This window comes from Streptomyces sp. CB03234 (assembly GCF_001905885.1).
GTDB lineage: Bacteria > Actinomycetota > Actinomycetes > Streptomycetales > Streptomycetaceae > Streptomyces.
The window spans coordinates 1,096,580-1,114,827 of record NZ_LIYH01000002.1 but is presented as its reverse complement, the minus strand read 5'-3'; the positions used below and the strand labels follow the sequence as shown (position 1 = coordinate 1,114,827).

Annotated in this window: 17 protein-coding genes; 3 read left to right on the top strand and 14 right to left on the bottom strand. The window is 71.3% G+C overall.

Going from position 1 to position 18,248, the window contains the following annotated elements:
* Positions 1-107: 107 nt before the first annotated feature.
* From gatB to AMK26_RS11970, 9 genes are all read right to left on the bottom strand, one after another.
* Positions 108-1,622, bottom strand: a complete 1,515-nt coding sequence (gene gatB / locus AMK26_RS12010) for an Asp-tRNA(Asn)/Glu-tRNA(Gln) amidotransferase subunit GatB (protein WP_073754500.1) — start codon at positions 1,620-1,622, stop codon at positions 108-110.
* A 16-nt stretch (positions 1,623-1,638) separates the two neighbouring features.
* Positions 1,639-1,878, bottom strand: coding sequence for a hypothetical protein (locus AMK26_RS12005; protein WP_073754499.1), 240 nt, complete (start codon positions 1,876-1,878; stop codon positions 1,639-1,641).
* Entirely contained in the window at positions 1,875-3,386 is a 1,512-nt protein-coding gene (gatA, locus tag AMK26_RS12000; protein WP_073754498.1) for an Asp-tRNA(Asn)/Glu-tRNA(Gln) amidotransferase subunit GatA, read from the bottom strand. The genes AMK26_RS12005 and gatA overlap by 4 nt, the downstream gene beginning before the upstream one ends.
* A gap of 2 nt (positions 3,387-3,388) precedes the next feature.
* Positions 3,389-3,685 carry an Asp-tRNA(Asn)/Glu-tRNA(Gln) amidotransferase subunit GatC gene (gene gatC, locus AMK26_RS11995; RefSeq protein ID WP_016642027.1) on the bottom strand — a complete coding sequence of 99 codons (297 nt, stop codon included), beginning with the start codon at positions 3,683-3,685 and terminating at the stop codon, positions 3,389-3,391.
* A 538-nt stretch (positions 3,686-4,223) separates the two neighbouring features.
* Complete coding sequence (locus AMK26_RS11990; protein WP_073754497.1) at positions 4,224-6,332, bottom strand: putative bifunctional diguanylate cyclase/phosphodiesterase; 2,109 nt, start codon at positions 6,330-6,332, stop codon at positions 4,224-4,226.
* A 226-nt stretch (positions 6,333-6,558) separates the two neighbouring features.
* Positions 6,559-8,748 carry an NAD-dependent DNA ligase LigA gene (gene ligA / locus AMK26_RS11985; RefSeq protein WP_073754496.1) on the bottom strand — a complete coding sequence of 730 codons (2,190 nt, stop codon included), beginning with the start codon at positions 8,746-8,748 and terminating at the stop codon, positions 6,559-6,561.
* Between the two features lie 17 nt (positions 8,749-8,765).
* A complete protein-coding gene (locus AMK26_RS11980) occupies positions 8,766-9,770 on the bottom strand; it encodes a methionine synthase (protein WP_073754495.1) in 1,005 nt (334 codons plus the stop codon).
* On the bottom strand, positions 9,767-10,456 hold the full coding sequence (locus tag AMK26_RS11975; protein ID WP_073754494.1) for an SDR family oxidoreductase: 690 nt from the start codon (positions 10,454-10,456) through the stop codon (positions 9,767-9,769). Before AMK26_RS11975 ends, AMK26_RS11980 begins: the two co-directional genes overlap by 4 nt.
* A 28-nt stretch (positions 10,457-10,484) precedes the next feature.
* Complete coding sequence (locus AMK26_RS11970; RefSeq protein ID WP_073754493.1) at positions 10,485-11,024, bottom strand: TIGR00730 family Rossman fold protein; 540 nt, start codon at positions 11,022-11,024, stop codon at positions 10,485-10,487.
* A 51-nt stretch (positions 11,025-11,075) separates the two neighbouring features.
* Between AMK26_RS11970 and AMK26_RS11965 the strand changes: the two genes are divergently transcribed.
* Positions 11,076-11,399, top strand: a complete 324-nt coding sequence (locus AMK26_RS11965) for a DUF427 domain-containing protein (protein ID WP_073754793.1) — start codon at positions 11,076-11,078, stop codon at positions 11,397-11,399.
* Between the two features lie 43 nt (positions 11,400-11,442).
* The gene (locus tag AMK26_RS11960) at positions 11,443-12,231 is read left to right on the top strand and encodes an alpha/beta fold hydrolase (protein ID WP_073754492.1); all 789 of its coding nucleotides are present in this window, start codon (positions 11,443-11,445) and stop codon (positions 12,229-12,231) included.
* Between the two features lie 7 nt (positions 12,232-12,238).
* On the opposite strand, the gene AMK26_RS11955 is transcribed toward AMK26_RS11960, so the two are convergent.
* The 4 genes from AMK26_RS11955 to mnmA all read right to left on the bottom strand — a co-directional run bounded on the left by AMK26_RS11955 (position 12,239) and on the right by mnmA (position 16,350).
* Positions 12,239-12,832, bottom strand: a complete 594-nt coding sequence (locus AMK26_RS11955) for a hypothetical protein (RefSeq protein ID WP_073754491.1) — start codon at positions 12,830-12,832, stop codon at positions 12,239-12,241.
* Positions 12,829-14,598, bottom strand: coding sequence for an alpha/beta hydrolase (locus tag AMK26_RS11950; RefSeq protein ID WP_073754490.1), 1,770 nt, complete (start codon positions 14,596-14,598; stop codon positions 12,829-12,831). The genes AMK26_RS11955 and AMK26_RS11950 overlap by 4 nt, the downstream gene beginning before the upstream one ends.
* On the bottom strand, positions 14,595-15,038 hold the full coding sequence (locus tag AMK26_RS11945) for a hypothetical protein (RefSeq protein ID WP_338015571.1): 444 nt from the start codon (positions 15,036-15,038) through the stop codon (positions 14,595-14,597). The genes AMK26_RS11950 and AMK26_RS11945 overlap by 4 nt, the downstream gene beginning before the upstream one ends.
* A 187-nt stretch (positions 15,039-15,225) precedes the next feature.
* The gene (gene mnmA, locus AMK26_RS11940; RefSeq protein ID WP_073754489.1) at positions 15,226-16,350 is read right to left on the bottom strand and encodes a tRNA 2-thiouridine(34) synthase MnmA; all 1,125 of its coding nucleotides are present in this window, start codon (positions 16,348-16,350) and stop codon (positions 15,226-15,228) included.
* 60 nt (positions 16,351-16,410) lie between these two features.
* Here mnmA and AMK26_RS11935 point away from each other — a divergent pair, with 60 nt between their 5' ends.
* Complete coding sequence (locus AMK26_RS11935) at positions 16,411-17,070, top strand: N-acetylmuramoyl-L-alanine amidase (protein ID WP_073754488.1); 660 nt, start codon at positions 16,411-16,413, stop codon at positions 17,068-17,070.
* Here the strand turns inward: AMK26_RS11935 and AMK26_RS11930 are convergent.
* A complete protein-coding gene (locus AMK26_RS11930; protein ID WP_073754487.1) occupies positions 17,063-18,232 on the bottom strand; it encodes a cysteine desulfurase family protein in 1,170 nt (389 codons plus the stop codon). The two genes, AMK26_RS11935 and AMK26_RS11930, sit on opposite strands and share 8 nt — an antisense overlap.
* Positions 18,233-18,248 lie beyond the last annotated feature (16 nt).

Sequence of the window (18,248 nt, the reverse complement as noted above, 5' to 3'; positions counted from 1 at the left end):
CGAACGGCGACTTCAGCAGGGTCCGCACCGCGGAAAGCCGCGAGGGGCGGTACGGCGGTCTCCCGACCGCCCTACCGCCCCTCGTCCGTACCGTGGGGATCAGGCCATCAGCCCTCGGTGACCCCGAGCCGCTCAAGGATGAGCTCACGTACCCGGGCCGCGTCCGCCTGGCCACGGGTGGCCTTCATGACCGCGCCGACCAGGGCGCCGGCCGCGGCCACCTTGCCGCCGCGGATCTTGTCCGCGATGGCGGCGTTGGCGGCGATCGCCTCGTCCACGGCCGTGCCCAGCGCGCCCTCGTCCGAGACGACCTTCAGGCCGCGCTTCTCGACGACCGTGTCCGGGTCGCCCTCACCGTTCAGCACGCCCTCGATGACCTGGCGGGCCAGCTTGTCGTTGAGGTCGCCGGACGCGACGAGCTCGGTCACCCGGGCCACCTGGGCCGGGGTGATGGGCAGCGCGTCGAGCGGCGTACCCGACTCGTTGGCGTTGCGGGCCAGTTCGCCCATCCACCACTTGCGGGCCTGGTCGGCCGGGGCGCCCGCCTCGGTCGTGGCGACGATCAGGTCGACCGCCCCCGCGTTGAGGATGGACTGCATGTCGTGCTCGGAGACGCCCCACTCCTCGCGCAGCCGGTTGCGGCGCACGCGCGGCAGCTCCGGCAGCCCCTGGCGGAGCTCCTCCACCCACTCACGGGACGGGGCCACGGGCACGAGGTCGGGCTCCGGGAAGTACCGGTAGTCCTCGGCCTCCTCCTTGACCCGGCCGGACGTCGTGGAGCCGTCGTCCTCGTGGAAGTGACGGGTCTCCTGGATGACCGTGCCGCCCGCGTTCAGCACGCCCGCGTGGCGGCTGATCTCGAACCGTACGGCCCGCTCGACCGAACGCAGCGAGTTGACGTTCTTCGTCTCCGAACGCGTACCGAACGTCGAGGTGCCGTGCGGGCGCAGCGACAGGTTCACGTCGCAGCGCATCTGGCCCATCTCCATGCGGGCCTCGGAGACGCCGAGCGCCTTGATCAGCTCGCGCAGCTCGGCGACGTACGCCTTGGCGACCTCGGGAGCGCGCTCGCCGGCGCCCTCGATCGGCTTGGTGACGATCTCGATCAGCGGGATGCCGGCACGGTTGTAGTCGAGCAGCGAGTGCGAGGCGCCGTGGATACGGCCGGTCGCACCACCCACATGGGTGGACTTACCGGTGTCCTCCTCCATGTGGGCGCGCTCGATCTCCACGCGGAAGACCTCGCCGTCCTCCAGCTGGACGTCCAGATAGCCGTTGAAGGCGATCGGCTCGTCGTACTGCGAGGTCTGGAAGTTCTTCGGCATGTCCGGATAGAAGTAGTTCTTCCGGGCGAAACGGCACCATTCGGCGATCTCGCAGTTGAGCGCGAGGCCGATCTTGATGGCGGACTCGACGCCGACCGCGTTGACGACCGGGAGCGAGCCGGGCATGCCGAGGCAGGTGGGGCAGGTCTGCGAGTTGGGCTCGGCGCCCAGCTCGGTGGAGCAGCCGCAGAACATCTTGGTCTTGGTGCCGAGTTCGACGTGCACCTCGAGCCCCATGACGGGGTCGTAGGCGGCGAGGGCGTCCTCGTACGACACCAGCTCAGTGATGACGGTCACGGTGAAACTTTCCCTCTCAGCCGAACAGGACGTCGTCGTCACCGACGCGCTTCAGCTCACGCACCAGGATGGCGAGACCGGTCGCGATGGCGGCGGCGGACACGACGGCGTCCAGCAGCAGAAGCGTGTCGCTCTCGGTGCGCGCCTTGCGGGCCTGCTTGACCACGCTGAGCACACCGAACGCGGTGGTGCCGATGGACAGATACGTTCCGGCCCGGGACTTCTTGAAGCCCTTGGCCTTGGTCAGTGCACTCACAGCGACGGAGCCTCCTCCAGCAGCGGGTGGCCCCAGCGTGCCACGAAGGCGGCCTCGACGGCGGCGCCGACCTTGTAAAGACGGTCGTCCTTCGTGGCGGGGGCGATGATCTGCAGACCGACCGGCAGGTTGTCCTCCGGCGCCAGGCCGCACGGCAGCGACATGGCGGCGTTGCCGGCCAGGTTGGTCGGGATGGTGCACAGGTCGGCCAGGTACATCGCCATCGGGTCGTCGGCGCGCTCGCCGATCGGGAAGGCGGTGGTGGGCGTCGTCGGCGAGACGATCACGTCGACCTGCTCAAAAGCACGCTCGAAGTCCCGGGTGATGAGCGTCCGGACCTTCTGCGCGGAGCCGTAGTACGCGTCGTAGTAGCCGGAGCTGAGCGCGTACGTACCGAGCATGATCCGGCGCTTGACCTCGTCGCCGAACCCGGCCTCACGGGTGAGGGCGGTGACGTCCTCGGCCGACTTCGTACCGTCGTCGCCGACCCGCAGGCCATAGCGCAGGCCGTCGAACCGGGCGAGGTTCGAGGAGCACTCCGACGGCGCGATCAGGTAGTACGCCGACAGCGCCAGGTCGAAGGACGGGCAGTCCAGCTCGACGATCCCGGCGCCCAGCTCCTTCAGCAGCTCCACCGACTCGTCGAACCGCTGGAGCACACCGGCCTGGTAGCCCTCGCCGCGGAACTGCTTGACCACACCCACCCGCATGCCCTGCACGGAACCGTTGCGGGCCGCCTCGACGACCGGCGGTACGGGGGCGTCGATGGACGTCGAGTCGAGCGGGTCGTGGCCGGCGATGACCTCGTGGAGCAGCGCCGCGTCCAGTACGGTCCGCGCACACGGCCCGCCCTGGTCCAGGCTGCTGGAGAAAGCGACCATGCCATACCGCGACACGCCGCCGTACGTCGGCTTGACGCCGACCGTGCCGGTGACCGCCGCGGGCTGGCGGATGGAGCCGCCGGTGTCGGTACCGATGGCGAGCGGCGCCTCGTACGAGGCGAGCGCGGCGCTCGATCCACCGCCGGAGCCGCCGGGGATCTTCGTCAGGTCCCAGGGGTTGCCCGTCGGCCCGTACGCGCTGTTCTCCGTCGACGACCCCATGGCGAACTCGTCCATGTTGGTCTTGCCGAGGATGACGACGTCGGCGGCCTTGAGCTTCTTGGTCACGGTCGCGTCGTACGGCGGGATCCAGCCCTCCAGGATCTTCGAACCGACGGTCGTCGGCATGTCCTGGGTGGTGAAGATGTCCTTCAGCGCGAGCGGTACGCCGGCCAGCGGGCCGAGCTTCTCGCCCCTGGCGCGCTTCTCGTCGACGGCGCGGGCCTGGGCGAGGGCGCCCTCGCGGTCGACGTGCAGGAAGGCGTGGACCTTCTCGTCGACGGCGTCGATCCGGGCCAGGTGGGCCTCGGTGACCTCGACGGCGGTGAGCTCGCCGGAGGCGATCTTCTCCGCGATCTCGGCGGCGGTGAGCCTGATGCAGCTCTCGATTGTGTTTTTGGCCGTCATGGTCAGTCCTCCCCCAGGATCTGCGGCACCTTGAAACGCTGCTGCTCCTGGGCGGGCGCACCGGAGAGCGCCTGCTCGGGGGTGAGCGACGGACGGACCTCGTCCGCGCGCATGACATTGGTCAGCGGCAGCGGGTGGGAGGTCGGGGGTACGTCTTGGTCGGCGACCTCGGAGACGCGGGCGACCGCGCCGATGATGTCGTCGAGCTGTCCGGCGAAGTGGTCGAGCTCTTCGTCCTTCAGCTCCAGACGTGCCAGCCGGGCGAGGTGGGCGACCTCCTCGCGCGTAATGCCAGGCATGCAGCGATCCTCAGGGGTGAGTGTGATGGTTTTGGCCCAATCCTATGGGGCGGGGCCCCATACCCGTTAAACGGTTTGCCGCGGGGCCCTCGCGGGCCGCCCACCACCCACCCACCCACCCGCACCCGCCCACCGCCCAGGGCGGCGCCGTGCCCGCCCCCACCGACCCGCACCCGCCCACCGACCGGGGCGGGGCCGTGCAGGGTCGCCCCCGCAGAGGTTGGCGGCGACGGGCGGGCTCCCGCTCCTGGCGCCCAAGGCCGCCGGCCTCGAGGAGGTGAGCCCGGAGGGGCCCCGCCCCCCACCCACCGGCGGTGTCCGCACCGCTCCCGGGCGCACCGGGAACAGGCACCGCCCCGGTCCCGTTGCGCCCACCCGTCCCGCCCCAGCGGGACGACTGCCCACAACGAGGTGGCAGGGGCACCGCCCAGCAGGACGACTGGCCACAACGACGGGGAGGGCACCGCCCAGCAGGACGACTGGTCACACCAGGGGCAGGCACCGTCCGCCAGACGGCTGGGCACGGCGGAGGCGGCGGCTACTGCACCACCTGGTCCGCGTCCTGGGGGGCCGGGGGGAGCTCGCGGGGCGGGCGGTGCCAGCCGGCTTCGCCGCGGGCGCGGAGCCAGGCCGTCGTCTCGGCCGGCGGCATCGCGGCGGCGACCAGCCAGCCCTGGACCGCGTCGCAGCCCAGGTCCCGCAGCCGCTCCCACGTCTCGTCGTCCTCGACGCCCTCGGCGACCACGAGGAGGCCCAGCGAGTGGGCCAGGTCGACGGTGCAGCGGACGATCTCGGCGTCCTCGTTGTCGACCGCCAGCCGTGCCACGAACGAGCGGTCGATCTTGAGCTCGCTCACCGGGAGGCGCCGCAGGTGGACCAGGGACGAGTACCCGGTGCCGAAGTCGTCGAGGGACATCTTCACGCCGTGGCCGGTGAGCCCCGCCAGGGTGTCGGCGGCGCGCTGCGGGTCCTCCAGCAGGACGTGCTCGGTTATCTCCAGTTGCAGGGCTCCCGCCGGGACCCCGTGGCGGGCCAGCCGCGCGGCGACGGCACCCGCGAAGCCGGGGGTGTGGACGTCGCGCGGGGAGACGTTCACGGCGACGGGGACGTACAGGCCCTGGGCGCGCCACTTGGCGACCTGGCCGAGCGCCGTCTCCAGAACGTACTCGGTGAGGTGCGGCATCAGCCCGGAGGACTCGGCGATGGCGATGAACTCGTCGGGCGGGACCTTCCCCCGCTCCGGGTGGACCCAGCGCACCAGCGCCTCCAGCCCGGCCACGTGGCCGTCGAAGCGGACCTTCGGCTGGTAGTGCAGCTCGACGTCGCCGGCGTCCAGGGCGCGCCGCAGGTCGCCGAGGAGGCCGAGCCGGTCGGGGGTGTTGGAGTCGCGCTTCGACTCGTACACCTCGACGCCGGTGCGGTCCCGCTTGGCCTGGTACATGGCGACGTCGGCCCGCTGGAGCAGCCCTTCCGCGTCGAGCGCGTGGTCGGGGAAGACGGCGACGCCCGCGCTGGCCTCCAGGACCAGCGTGAGGCCGTCGAGGTCGAGCGGCGAGGACAGCTCGGCCGCCAGCTGCCGCGCCACCCGCTGGGCGCTGGTCGTGGAGTCGGCGGTGGGCAGCAGTACGGCGAACTCGTCGCCGCCCAGCCGTGCCACCTCCGCCCCGCGCGGCAGGGCGAGGCGCAGCCGGTCGGCGATCTGGAGCAGCAGCCGGTCGCCCGCGAGATGCCCGAGCGTGTCGTTGACGGACCGGAAACGGTCGAGGTCGATCAGTACGAGCGCCGCCCTGACGCCCTCGCCCTCGGCGTCCTCCAGCGCGGACCAGGTCCGCTCCAGCAGCCACTGCCGGTTGGGCAGTCCGGTGAGCGGGTCGCGCAACTGTTCCTCGGCCCGCGCGCGGGCGATCCACAGCGTGGAGTCCAGGGCGATCAGCGGTACGGCGAACAGCGGCAGCACCACCGGCAGGGAGACCGCGACGACACAGATCAGCGGCGCGATGCCGAGCAGCGCGACCGCGACGAGCCCCTGCCGCAGCAGCGCCGTGCGGGCGGCGGTGGGCAGCCCGCCGCTCTGCGGGGCCAGCGTGTACCACAGCAGCAGCCGGGTCACCACCAGGTACGCGCCGGCCGCCAGTGCCACTTCCGGCACGGCCTCGATACCCCATTCGAGGGGCCGCCACGGCTGTTCGACCGTCGGTACGTCCCCGAACGCGGCGAGGACCAGGGCCGCCGACCCGATGCCGAGGATGTCCGCCGCGCCGTGCAGCAGCCCCTGCCGCCAGCGGTGCCGCCGCGCCGCGCCGACCAGGACGACGACGGCGAGGCTGACGAGTCCGGCCGGCACCCACCCGTACAGGAGGAGCACGGCGAGGGTGAGCGCGGCGCCTGAGCCGGTGCCGCCCCACCAGCGGTCGCGGCCGAGCGCCACGAGGTGGCCGACGATGATGCCGGTGAGCACGGCCAGCGACCAGCCGGCCGTGGAGCCGGGGAAGAGCGCGTGGCCGCCGCTCACGGCGCCGTACAGCCCGGCCATGAGGACGAAGGCGGCGACGGCCACCACGACGGTGGGGAGCCTGGATGCGATGCCCGTGGAGGCCACGTACGCACGCGGCCGTGAAACCGGGGCGGCACTCTCGGTCGGTTTCATTCCGTCCCTCTCACAGCCGGCGGTGCCGTTGCCACGCGATGGCCCGTTGTCATGCCGGCACGGCCGGATTCGACCCCGCGTCCGTGCACGACAGGCGCCGTCTCAACAGTAGGCCGCAGAAGGCTCCGACGGGCAGCGCTCTACTGGTCTTGCCCGAATGCGACCCGGCCACCCTTATCCATCTGGTATGCGCTGAACGGGTGACCTTCACCGGGCGTTCCCCGCCCTACTGTTCGAGTGGAACCGCCACCTCGCGCGCCGCGTCCGCACCCTGTTCGAGCAGCACACGGAAGCCGTCCTCGTCCAGAACCGGAACCTTCAGCTGCATCGCCTTGTCGTACTTGGAACCAGGGTTGTCACCCACAACCACGAAGGCAGTCTTCTTCGAAACGGAACCCGTCACTTTCGCTCCGAGGCTCTGGAGGGCCTCTTTTGCGCCATCCCTGGTGTGGTTCTGCAGGGTGCCGGTGACGACCACGGTCAACCCCTCCAGCGGACGCGGCCCTTCGTCCTCACCCGAGCTCTCCTCCTCCATCCGGACGCCGGCCGCCCGCCACTTGCGCAGGATCTCCCGGTGCCAGTCCTCCTCGAACCACTGCTTGAGCGAGGCCGCGATGGTGGGGCCCACGCCCTCGACCGCCGCCAGCTCCTCCTCGCTCGCCTGCTCGATACGGTCGATCGAGCGGAACTCGCGCGCGAGCGCCTCCGCCGCCACCGGCCCCACATGACGGATCGACAGGCCGGTGATGATCCGGGCCAGCGGGCGCTGCTTGGCCGCCGCGATGTTCTCCAGCATGGCCAGAGCGTTCTTGCGGGGCTCGCCCTGCTGGTTGGCGAAGACCGTGGCGATCTTCTCCTCGCCCGTCTTGGGGTCGCGCTTGGGCAGGCCGCTGTCCTGGTCCAGGACGTACGCCCTGATGGGCAGCAGCTGCTCGATGGTGAGGTCGAACAGGTCGCCCTCGTCCACCAGCGGCGGCTCGGCCGGCTCCAGGGGCTTGGTGAGCGCGGCCGCCGCCACATAGCCGAAGTTCTCGATGTCGAGGCACTTGCGACCGGCGAGGTAGAAGAGGCGTTCACGCAGCTGCGCCGGGCACGTACGGCCGTTCGGGCAGCGCAGGTCGACGTCACCCTCCTTCATCGGCCGCAGCGCCGTCCCGCACTCGGGGCACTCGGCCGGCATCACGAACTCCCGCTCCGTGCCGTCCCGGAGGTCCGCGACCGGCCCGAGGATCTCCGGGATGACGTCACCGGCCTTGCGCAGCACGACGGTGTCCCCGATGAGGACGCCCTTGGCCTTCACCACGTCCTGGTTGTGCAGGGTGGCGAACTCGACCTCCGAGCCCGCCACCGTGACCGGCTCCACCTGCGCGTACGGCGTCACCCGGCCCGTCCGGCCCACACCCACCCGGATGTTGACCAGCTTGGTGTTGACCTCCTCCGGCGCGTACTTCCAGGCGATCGCCCAGCGCGGCGCCCGCGAGGTGGAGCCGAGGCGGCCCTGGAGCGGGATCTCGTCCAGCTTGACGACCACGCCGTCGATCTCGTGCTCCACCGAGTGCCGGTTCTCACCGAAGTACGCGATGAACTCGCGTACGCCCTCGATGTCGTCGACCACCTTGTTGTGCCGGGCCGTCGGCAGGCCCCACTCGCGCAGCAGCCCGTACGCCTCCGACAGCCGGCTGATCTCCAGCCCCTCGCGCGCGCCGATGCCGTGCACCACCATGTGCAGCGGACGGGTGGCGGTGACCTTCGGGTCCTTCTGGCGCAGCGAACCGGCCGCCGCGTTGCGCGGGTTGGCGAACGGCTTGTCGCCGGCCCCCACCAGGCGGGCGTTGAGCTCCTCGAACTTTTCCATCGGGAAGTAGACCTCGCCGCGGATCTCCACGAGGTCCGGGATCCGGTCGCCCTTCAGCCGGTCGGGCACGTCCGAGATGGTGCGGATGTTCGGCGTGATGTCCTCGCCCGTGCGGCCGTCGCCGCGCGTGGCCGCGCGCGTGAGGCGCCCCTTCTCGTACGTCAGGTTCACGGCGAGGCCGTCGACCTTCAGCTCGCACAGGAAGTGGTAGGCCGAGGTGCCGACCTCCTTGGCGACCCGGTCCGCCCAGGCGGCCAGCTCCTCGTCGTCGAAGGCGTTGTCCAGCGACAGCATCCGCTCGCGGTGCTGGACGGCCGTGAACTCCGTCTCGTACGACCCCGCGACCTTCTGGGTCGGCGAGTCGGGCGTACGGAGCTCCGGATACTCCTCCTCCAGCGCCTCCAGCGAGCGCAGCATTTTGTCGAACTCGGCGTCGCTGACGACCGGCTGGTCCTTCACGTAGTACCGGAAGCGGTGCTCCTCGACCTGTTCGGCCAGCTGCGCGTGCTTGTCCCGTGCCTCCGCCGGCACGACGTCGTGCTGTTCGACAGCCACCGTCATTCCTCCCGTTACTGACGTCACTCAGGGTTGTCCGCGAGCGATCTCGCCGCCTTGACGCAGTGGGCGAGCGCGGCACGGGCATACGCGGGTGAGGCACCCGCCAGCCCGCACGACGGGGTGACCACGAGCGACTCGGCGAGAGTCCCCGGATTCAGCCCCAGCCTGCGCCACAGCGTCCTGACACCCATGACGCTACCGGCAGGGTCTGACAATGAGGCATCGGCCGACTCGACCACGCCCACCAACAGCCTCGTGCCGCCCTCGACCGCTTCACCGATCTGCTCCTCGTCACGCTCCGTGAGCAGCCCGAAATCGAACGAGATGCCCGCAGCGCCCGCGCGCCGCAGCAGCGCGAAGGGGACGTCCGGGGCGCACGAGTGCACGATCACCGGACCGTCGTTCACGGCCACCACGTCCCTGAGCGCGCTCTCCACGACCTGCCGGTCCACCGCCCGGTACGTGCGGTAGCCGCTCGCGGTCCGCACCTGCCCGGTCAGCACGGCGGTGAGGGACGGCTCGTCGAGCTGGAGCGCCACTCGCGCGCCCGGCACCCGGCGGCGCACCTCCGCGAGGTGCGCGCGCAGCCCCTCGGCCAGCGAGGCCGCCAGGTCCCGGCAGGCGCCGGGGTCGCCCAGCGCGGCCTCGCCGCCCCGCAGCTCCAGGGCGGCGGCCAGCGTCCACGGCCCCACGGCCTGGACCTTCAGGAGCCCCTCGTACCCCTGCGTGAACTCCTCCAGGGCGTCCAGGTCCTCGCCCATCCACGACCTCGCCCGCCGGGTGTCGCGGCCCGGCCGGTCGCTGACGCGCCAGCCGCTCGGCTCGACGTGCGCGTACATCTCGACGAGCAGCCCGAGGGTGCGCCCGATCATGTCGGCGCCCGGCCCGCGCGCCGGCAGCTCCGGGAGGTGCGGGAAGTCCTCGAAGATCCCGGTGACGGTCTTGGCGGCCTCCCGCGCGTCGCCGCCCGGCATGGACCCGATCCCGGTGGCCGGGCCCCAGCTGAAGTCCTCGTGCTCGCTCATCGTCCCGGCCGCACCGTCAGGTCGTTGATCTCCGCGTCACGCGGCAGGTCGATGGCCGTCAGGATCGCCGTGGCGACCGACTCCGGGTCGATCCAGCGGGAGGCGTCGTACTCCTTGCCCTCCTGCTGGTGCACCTTGGCCTGCATGGGGCTGGCCGTACGGCCCGGATACACGGACGTGACGCGCACACCGTTGCCGTGCTCCTCCTGGCGCAGTGAGTCGGCCAGCGCCTTGAGGCCGTGCTTGGAGGCGGCGTACGCGGACCATTCGGCGTGTGCGTTCAGACCGGCGCCGGAGTTGACGAACACCACGTGCCCCTGGGACACCCGCAGTTGCGGCAGGAGCAGCCGGGTCAGCTCGGCGGGCGCGATGAGGTTCACCTCCAGCTGGCTGCGCCAGGCCTTGGTGGTGAGGTCGCCGACGCGCCCGAGGTCGACGACGCCCGCGATGTGCAGCAGCGAGTCGAGCCGGTCCGGGAGGGTCTGGTGGGAGAAGGCCCAGGAGAGCCGGTCGGGGTTCGCGAGGTCGCCGACGAGGGTGCGGGCGCCGGGGTAGGTGTCCGCCAGTTCCTTGGCACGCCCGGCGTCACGGGCCAGCAGGACGAGGTCGTCGCCCCGCTCGTGCAGGCGGCGCGCGACGGCCGCGCCGATGCCGGAGCCCGCCCCGGTGATCATGTGTGTAGCCATACGGCCCATGCTCGCATCCGGACGGCGGCTACCGGATCCCCGCACTCTCCTCCAGGTAGGCGAGGGCCGAGACCCCGTCCTCGGCGAAGAACACCAGGTCGGTGAGCGGCAGCGGCAGGAAGCCCTCGGCCTCCATCCGCCGGAACTGCTCCTTCAGGCCGTCGTAGAAGCCCGCCGCGTTGAGCAGCACCACGGGCTTGGTGTGCTTGCCGTGCTTCTTCAGCTCCAGGATCTCGGTGGCCTCGTCGAGGGTTCCGGTGCCGCCGACCATGATGACGACCGCGTCGGACTTGGCGAGCATCAGCGCCTTGCGCTCGGCGAGGTCCTTGGCGAAGACCATCTCGTCGGCCCCGGGCCGCGCCTTGGCGGCCAGGAAGTCCACGGACACGCCGACGAGCCGCCCGCCCGCCTCCTGGACCCCGTCCGCGACGACCTTCATCAGGCCGACGTCGCTGCCGCCCCACACCAGGGTGTGCCCGCCCTTGCCGAGCAGCCCGGCGAATTCGCGGGCGGGCACGGTGTAGCGCTCGTCGAGATCGGCGGCGGACAGGAAGACACAAATGTTCATGACGAAACTGTACGGGGAATGGGGTCGCCGGCCCCGGCCGTTGAACCGGCCATGACGACAGGACACCGCATCACCATCGAGCAGGGCACCGAGCATGTACGCGTCGTCCACGACGGTCACGTGATCGCGGAGAGCCGGCGCCCGCTGGTGCTGCGCGAGACGGGCTGTCCCGTGCGCTACTACCTGCCCGCCGAGGACGTCCGTACGGAGCTGCTGTCGCCCTCCGACACGCACACGTACTGCCCGTTCAAGGGCACGGCGTCCTACTGGTCCCTGCCGGGCGCGAAGGACGCGGTGTGGGCGTACCCCGACCCCGAGCCGGAGGTCGCCGAGATCAAGAACCACCTCTGTTTCTACGAAACAGAGGTGGTGTGACGGCGGGCGATGAGTTCCGCGCGCGGCGCCGGTCTACCCCGGTATGGAGAACCTCAGCGGAAAGATCACGTCTGCCGACGGCACCCCCATCGCGTACGAGCGGCGCGGTGACGGCCCGCCACTGATCCTGGTCAGCGGGGCGCTGTGCACGGCGGCGACCGAGGCGCCCCTCGCGGACCTGCTGGCGCCGCACTTCACCACGTACACCTACGACCGGCGCGGCCGGGGCGGCAGCGGGGACGCCGTCCCTTACGCCGTCGAGCGGGAGGTCGAGGACCTGGCGGCGCTCGTGGCGGAGGCCGGCGGCAGCGCGAGCGTGTACGGCATGTCGTCGGGCGGCGTACTGGCCCTTCAGGCGGCGGCGACGGGGGTCCCGATTCCCCGGCTGGCCGTGTACGAGCCGCCGTACAGTGCCGACCCGGCGAACCGGGAGAAGTTCACCGAGCAGACACGGCGCCTGGAGCGGCTCCTCGCCGACGGGCGGCGCGGTGACGCGCTGGCGCTGTTCCTGTCCGAGATGCCGCCCGACCAACTCGCGGGCCTCCGCGCCTCCCCCGCCTGGGCCGCGCTGGAGGCGGTGGCCCACACCCTGTCGTACGACCACGCCGTGCTCGGCGACAGCCTGGTGCCCACCGAGCGCCTGGCCACCGTCACCACGCGCGTCCTGGTCATCGACGGCGGCGCGAGCCCGTCCTGGCTGCGCGACGCCGCCCGCACGGTCGCCCACGCCCTCCCGAACGCCCGCCACAGCACCCTGACGGGCCAGACCCACGCGGTGGCGCCGCAGGTCCTGGCGCCGCCGCTGACGGACTTCTTCCGCGAGAGCGGCTGAGCGCGGCTCAGGAGGACGGCGAGGGCGAACCGGGTACGGGCGTCTCGGCGGACCAGAAATCGGAGCGGACGTTGGGGGTGGGGATCTTGCCCAGCGGGTACGCCGGCCCGTTCGGCTTGGTCGTCGGCTCGGCGACCTCGGACTGCTGTACGCAGGGGGTAGCGACCTCGAAGACCGCCTGTCCCGCGTGGCCGAAGACCAGACTGATCCCGAAGCCGTCGGGCGACTCCGCGAAAATGGCGGGCCGGTCCACGCTCTTCCTCACAGCCGTGATCTTGTAGCCGCTCTCTTTCCAGAAGCGTTCGATCACGCCGAGGAAACTGCCCCGGCGCTCATCCGAGATGATGGTCATGACCTTCCTGCGGCGGGAGACGTCGCAGCTTCCGGTGGTCGTGTTGTGATGCGTCCACTGGATCTCCGGGACGACCGCCTTGATCGTCGTGTCCAGCATCGCGTCGGCGTGCTCTGCCGCGTCCTGCATGTCCATGGCTGCGGTACCTCCACTCTTCTCGCTACCCCCGATGATCGTGCAGCCGCCGAGCAACGCGGCTACCAGGGCAGCCGAGACCGCCGTGTGGATGGCCCGCGTCACGTGCTTCACCGGTACTCCTCCTTGATGACGTCTTGTGGACGGCCCCCGACGATCGCAGCGATGTTCTCCGCGGACACCATGTCCTTCTTCGGCGTGAAGTACTGGGAGTGGGCGTCGAAGCCGCCGAACTCGAACACCAGGCGCGGCCCGTCATCGACCAGGAAGCGCTGGGCACCGAAGGCTTCGCTGGCCGGGTCCTTGCCGAAGTAGACGTCGTCGTTGCCCACATCCAAAAGGTCACGGAAGACGAGGCCACCCAGGGGGCCTCCCATGGCGATTTCGTCCTTCGAGGGAAGGTGCGTGACCGGGTCGTTGTCCGCCGAGCCAACGAAAACATGCTCCTTGCCAACACCCAGGTCTTCGGCCTTCTCCACACCGACTCCGGGGCTGCCCAGCAGGATGATGTCGTCCACGCCCGGAATTCCGCCCGACTGCTTGGCCGCCGTGCCCACGGTGAGCGATCCGTAGGAATGCCCGATGGCGGTGACGTGCGGATCACGGTTCTCATTCGTGGCTTCCAGCCCGGACATGAAGTTGTTGTATGCGGGGGCGCCCCTTTCGGCGTCACCCGTGCTCCCGACGTCCAGGATGCCCGGAGCGTCGTAACCCAGCCAGATGATCGACGCACTGGACGGGTCCACGTCCCGGGCGCCGATCGCCGTGTCCTCCGCCCGCTTCATCGTGTCCGTGACGAACTCGTCGTCCAGCTTGGTGCCGAGACCCGGCACGTACGCCGACACGTTCTTCGACACGTCAGGGTTGCCGTACGAGACGATCGCACGGCCGTTGCCCTCGTCCCCGACACCCAGCAGGAACATGGGCGGGTCGCTCGGCTTGCTGAGCTTGTCCTGGATCATGCGCAGTGCGTCGAGCTTCGTCTGCGAGTCGTCGTCGCCCCGCGCGGCGAGGTCGCCGATGAGCAACGGCAGGTACTTCCGGTTCGCCTCGTCACGTACGACCGCCGGGATGCCGTCCACGCCCCCGATGAGGTCCGGCGCGATGTCGAGGTACTCCCGGCGCTGCTCCTCGGGCAGGCTGTCCCACCATGCCTTGCGCTCGGCAGGGGACTTGTCCATCGGAATCTCGCGGCCGAGGTGCGTACCCGCCACATCGCGTACGCCGGCGGTGTCCTGGGCGACGTCCTTCAAGGTCGCCGCGGTGACGTCCAGGCCCTTCGCCGCCTTGAGCTTGTCCAGCGTTCCGGCGTACCTGCGGTCGATCTCGGCGGCGGATCGCACGGCTTGGCCGATTCGGTCGGCGATTTCCTGAGCCTTCTCCGCGTGGGGATTGAGCGGCTTCAGGGGCGTGTGGCCGCCGTCGCCCAGGCCTGGCCGATCCAGCGGGAGGCGCCCGCTGACCTTGCCACCGGGGGCCTCGTTCTTCCCGATGAGTGTCTCGGCGGGCGCGGCCGGATAACTGACCGAGCCGTCCTCGTGGACAGTGAGCTTCAGCTCGGCCGCCTCGTCCAGCGCCTGCTTCAACTGCCGCTGCGGTACCGCCAGATCGGCGGCCAGGCCGTTCAGGGTCGTACGGATCAGCCCGCACTCGCTGTGCAGGTACTGGTAGTTGCGGCTGAGCCGCTGCAGCCGGCCGAGGGCCGCCCCCGCGGACTGGCTCTCCTGCGTCTCGCGCAGCTTCGCCGTCATCAGCCGGTCCACCCGGATCCGGTCCGAGTCGGACCGACTGGACACCTCGTGCCACTTGTCGCCCGCGTCCTCGAACTCGGCCGGCTTCAGGTCCCGCAGGAGCTGCCAGGTCAGTGTGGTGCCGGTCACCGGTCCTGGTCGCCCTTCCGGGCCGCGTTGAACGAGCTCTCCACCGCTGTGTCGGTCTCGCCCATCTCCTTGGCGACCTTCGACAGCGCCCCGGTGAGGTACTCGCACTCGTCCCGTACGCCGGAAAGGCGTTCCTCCCAAGAGGTCAGGACCGCCTTGAGGGAGGCCACGGACGTCAGGCCCGCCGCGCCCGCGTCGATGCCCTCATGGCCCGGGCCGAGCGAGCTGCGGCTCGTCTCCGTGTTGGTGCGCAGCTCGCCGGCGGTACTGGACGCCTTGGTCCACGGCCCGCCGCTGTGGTTCAGCTTGTCGCCCCCGGGGCCCGGCGCGCTCGCCGAGGCCAGCGACATCCGCTCCTGGCCCACCCCTGCCGCAGCGCTCGGTGCCGACGCCAGCTCGTACAGTTCCTGCCACCGGTCCGAATACGTCACGGACTCCATCCCCCGTATGCCTCCTTGGACGCGTACAGCCGCACGCTGTGCGCCCCGTGACATTAGCGCAGGCCAGCGGGGTTTCCGTGACCGTGGAAGGGATCAGTCCGAAGGTTGACGCCCAGCATGTAGCAGGGCCGTCCGGGCCCGCGCAAGGGTGCGGTCACTCAACCGCGCCCCGCGCGACCGCCCCTCTTCAGGCGCCGACGGCCGCCCGGCGGGTCGTCGTGGCGATGGTGGCGGAGCCGACCACGCGGGTGTCGTCGTACAGGACGATCGCCTGGCCGGGGGCGACGCCGCGGACCGGCTCCGCGAACGTCACCCGCAGCTCGCCGTCCTCCAGGGTGGCCGTGACCGGGGTCTCGCCGCCGTGGGCGCGGAGCTGGGCCGTGTAGGTGCCGGGGCCGGAGGGGGCCGTGCCGCACCAGCGGGGCTTGATGGCGGTCAGCGCGGTGACGTCGAGCGCCTCGGCCGGGCCGACGGTGACCGTGTTGTTGACCGGCGAGATGTCCAGGACGTAGCGGGGCTTGCCGTCCGGGGCCGGGTGGCCGATGCGGAGGCCCTTGCGCTGGCCGATGGTGAAGCCGTAGGCGCCGTCGTGGGTGCCGATCCTGGCGCCGGACTCGTCGACGATGTCGCCCTCCGCCTTGCCCAGGCGGGAGGCGAGGAAGCCCTGGGTGTCGCCGTCCGCGATGAAGCAGATGTCGTGGCTGTCGGGCTTCTTCGCGACCGCCAGGCCCCGGCGCTCCGCCTCGGCGCGGATCTCGTCCTTGGTGGTGAGGGTGTCGCCCAGCGGGAACATCGCGTGCGCGAGCTGCTTCTCGTCCAGGACACCGAGGACGTACGACTGGTCCTTGGCCATGTCGGAGGCGCGGTGGAGCTCCCGGGTGCCGTCCTCGCGGGTCACGATCGTCGCGTAGTGACCGGTACAGACCGCGTCGAAGCCCAGCGCCAGCGCCTTGTCCAGCAGCGCCGCGAACTTGATCTTCTCGTTGCAGCGCAGGCAGGGGTTGGGGGTGCGCCCCGCCTCGTACTCGGCGATGAAGTCGTCGACGACGTCCTCACGGAACCGCTCGGCCAGGTCCCACACGTAGAACGGGATGCCGATCACATCGGCCGCGCGGCGGGCGTCGCGCGAGTCCTCGATGGTGCAACAGCCTCGTGCGCCGGTACGGAAGGACTGGGGGTTCGCGGACAGGGCGAGGTGCACCCCGGTGACGTCGTGGCCGGCCTCGGCGGCGCGGGCGGCGGCGACGGCGGAGTCCACGCCGCCCGACATGGCGGCGAGCACACGGAGGGGGCGCTGGGAAGTCTGAGTCATAGCCCTACCAGGGTACGGGCCCCGGGAACCAAGGCGACGTGCGTAGGCGTTGACGATCACATGGGCGAGAAAAAGCGGGGGGTCGGCCGGCGGGCCGTGCTTATCGGCGGCGGGGCGGCCGTCGTGGGCGCGGCGGTGCTGGCGCGCGACGAGCTGCGGCAGGCCTGGTACCGGGTGCCGGGCGTGGAGAAGGAGCGCGTGGCCGGTGAGCTGGACCATCCGGGCGCGCAGTGGACGGCGGCGTCACGGGCGAACTGGCGGTACGCCGACCGTCCGGACGACTTCACCATCGACCGGGTCGTCATCCATGTCGTCCAGGGCGACTTCCCGACCGCGCTGAGGGTGTTCAAGGACCCGGGCCACGGGGCGGCGACGCATTACGTCGTACGCAAGGACGGGCACGTCGCCCAGATGATCCGCGAGCTGGACGTGGCGTTCCACGCGGGCAACCGGGACATGAACGAGCGGAGCATCGGCATCGAGCACGAGGGGTTCGTGGACCGGCCGCAGGACTTCACAGGGGCGATGTACGCGTCGTCGGCGCGGCTGACGGCCGGGATATGCGCGCGGTACGGCATACCGGTGGACCGCGAGCACATCATCGGCCATGTGGAGGTGGAGGGCACCGACCACACCGATCCGGGGCCGCACTGGGACTGGGACCGGTACATGAAGCTGGTACGGGACGCCTCGCGGGCCCCGCGCGCGACAGCTAGCTGAGGCCCGCCGTCCGGGCCCGCTCCACCGCCGGGCCGATCGCCTTGGCGACCGCCTCGACGTCGGCACGGGTCGAGGTGTGGCCGAGCGTGAAGCGCAGCGTGCCCCGGGCCAGGTCCGGGTCGGTGCCGGTGGCCAGCAGGACGTGGCTGGGCTGGGCGACGCCGGCGGTGCAGGCCGATCCGGTGGAGCACTCGATGCCCTGGGCGTCCAGGAGCAGCAGCAGCGAGTCGCCCTCGCACCCGGGGAAGGTGAAGTGGGCGTTGGCGGGCAGGCGGCCCTCCGGGGCCGGGTCGCCGCCGAGGATCGCGTCCGGGACCGCCGTGACGACGGCGTCGACCAGCTCGTCGCGAAGGGCGCCGATCTCGCGGGCGTACCCCTCGCGGCGCTCGGCGGCCAGCCGCCCCGCCACCGCGAAGGCGGCGACGGCCGGGACGTCGAGGGTGCCGGAACGGACGTGGCGCTCCTGGCCGCCGCCGTGCAGCACCGGCACCGGGCTGTACTCGCGGCCCAGCAGCAGCGCCCCGATCCCGTAGGGGCCGCCGATCTTGTGGCTGGAAACCGTCATGGCGGCGAGCCCGGAGTCGGCGAAGCCGACCGGGACCTGGCCGAAGGCCTGGACGGCGTCGGAGTGCAGCGGTACGTCGAAGTCCCGTGCCACCTCGGCCAGTTCACGTACCGGCATGACGGTGCCGATCTCGTTGTTGGCCCACATCACGGTGGCGAGGGCGACGCTCGACGGGTCGCGCTCGATGGCGTCCCGGAGCGCCTCGGGGTGCACGCGCCCGTACCGGTCGACGGGCAGGTACTCGACGGTGGCGCCCTCGTGCTCGCCGAGCCAGTGCACGGCGTCGAGGACGGCGTGGTGCTCGACGGGGCTGGCCAGCACCCGCACGCGGCGCGGGTCGGCGTCCCGGCGGGCCCAGTACAGGCCCTTGACGGCGAGGTTGTCCGCCTCGGTGCCGCCGGAGGTCAGGACGACCTCGCTGGGGCGCGCCCCGAGCGCGTCGGCGAGGGCCTCGCGGGCCTCCTCGACGGTACGGCGGGCCCGGCGGCCGGCGGCGTGCAGCGAGGACGCGTTGCCCGTCACGGCGAGCTGGGCGGTCATCGCCTCGATCGCCTCCGGCAGCATCGGAGTGGTCGCGGCGTGGTCGAGGTAAGCCATGGTGCAACGATTCTAC

Bases quoted from the DNA above. Each gene is read 5' to 3' on its own strand.
- gatA (WP_073754498.1), bottom strand. From the start codon at position 3,386: ATGACGGCCAAAAACACAATCGAGAGCTGCATCAGGCTCACCGCCGCC.
- gatC (WP_016642027.1), bottom strand. From the start codon at position 3,685: ATGCCTGGCATTACGCGCGAGGAGGTCGCCCACCTCGCCCGGCTGGCA.
- AMK26_RS11990 (WP_073754497.1), bottom strand. From the start codon at position 6,332: ATGAAACCGACCGAGAGTGCCGCCCCGGTTTCACGGCCGCGTGCGTAC.
- ligA (WP_073754496.1), bottom strand. From the start codon at position 8,748: ATGACGGTGGCTGTCGAACAGCACGACGTCGTGCCGGCGGAGGCACGG.
- AMK26_RS11980 (WP_073754495.1), bottom strand. From the start codon at position 9,770: ATGAGCGAGCACGAGGACTTCAGCTGGGGCCCGGCCACCGGGATCGGG.
- AMK26_RS11975 (WP_073754494.1), bottom strand. From the start codon at position 10,456: ATGGCTACACACATGATCACCGGGGCGGGCTCCGGCATCGGCGCGGCC.
- AMK26_RS11970 (WP_073754493.1), bottom strand. From the start codon at position 11,024: ATGAACATTTGTGTCTTCCTGTCCGCCGCCGATCTCGACGAGCGCTAC.
- AMK26_RS11965 (WP_073754793.1), top strand. From the start codon at position 11,076: ATGACGACAGGACACCGCATCACCATCGAGCAGGGCACCGAGCATGTA.
- AMK26_RS11960 (WP_073754492.1), top strand. From the start codon at position 11,443: ATGGAGAACCTCAGCGGAAAGATCACGTCTGCCGACGGCACCCCCATC.
- AMK26_RS11945 (WP_338015571.1), bottom strand. From the start codon at position 15,038: ATGGAGTCCGTGACGTATTCGGACCGGTGGCAGGAACTGTACGAGCTG.
- mnmA (WP_073754489.1), bottom strand. From the start codon at position 16,350: ATGACTCAGACTTCCCAGCGCCCCCTCCGTGTGCTCGCCGCCATGTCG.
- AMK26_RS11935 (WP_073754488.1), top strand. From the start codon at position 16,411: ATGGGCGAGAAAAAGCGGGGGGTCGGCCGGCGGGCCGTGCTTATCGGC.
- AMK26_RS11930 (WP_073754487.1), bottom strand. From the start codon at position 18,232: ATGGCTTACCTCGACCACGCCGCGACCACTCCGATGCTGCCGGAGGCG.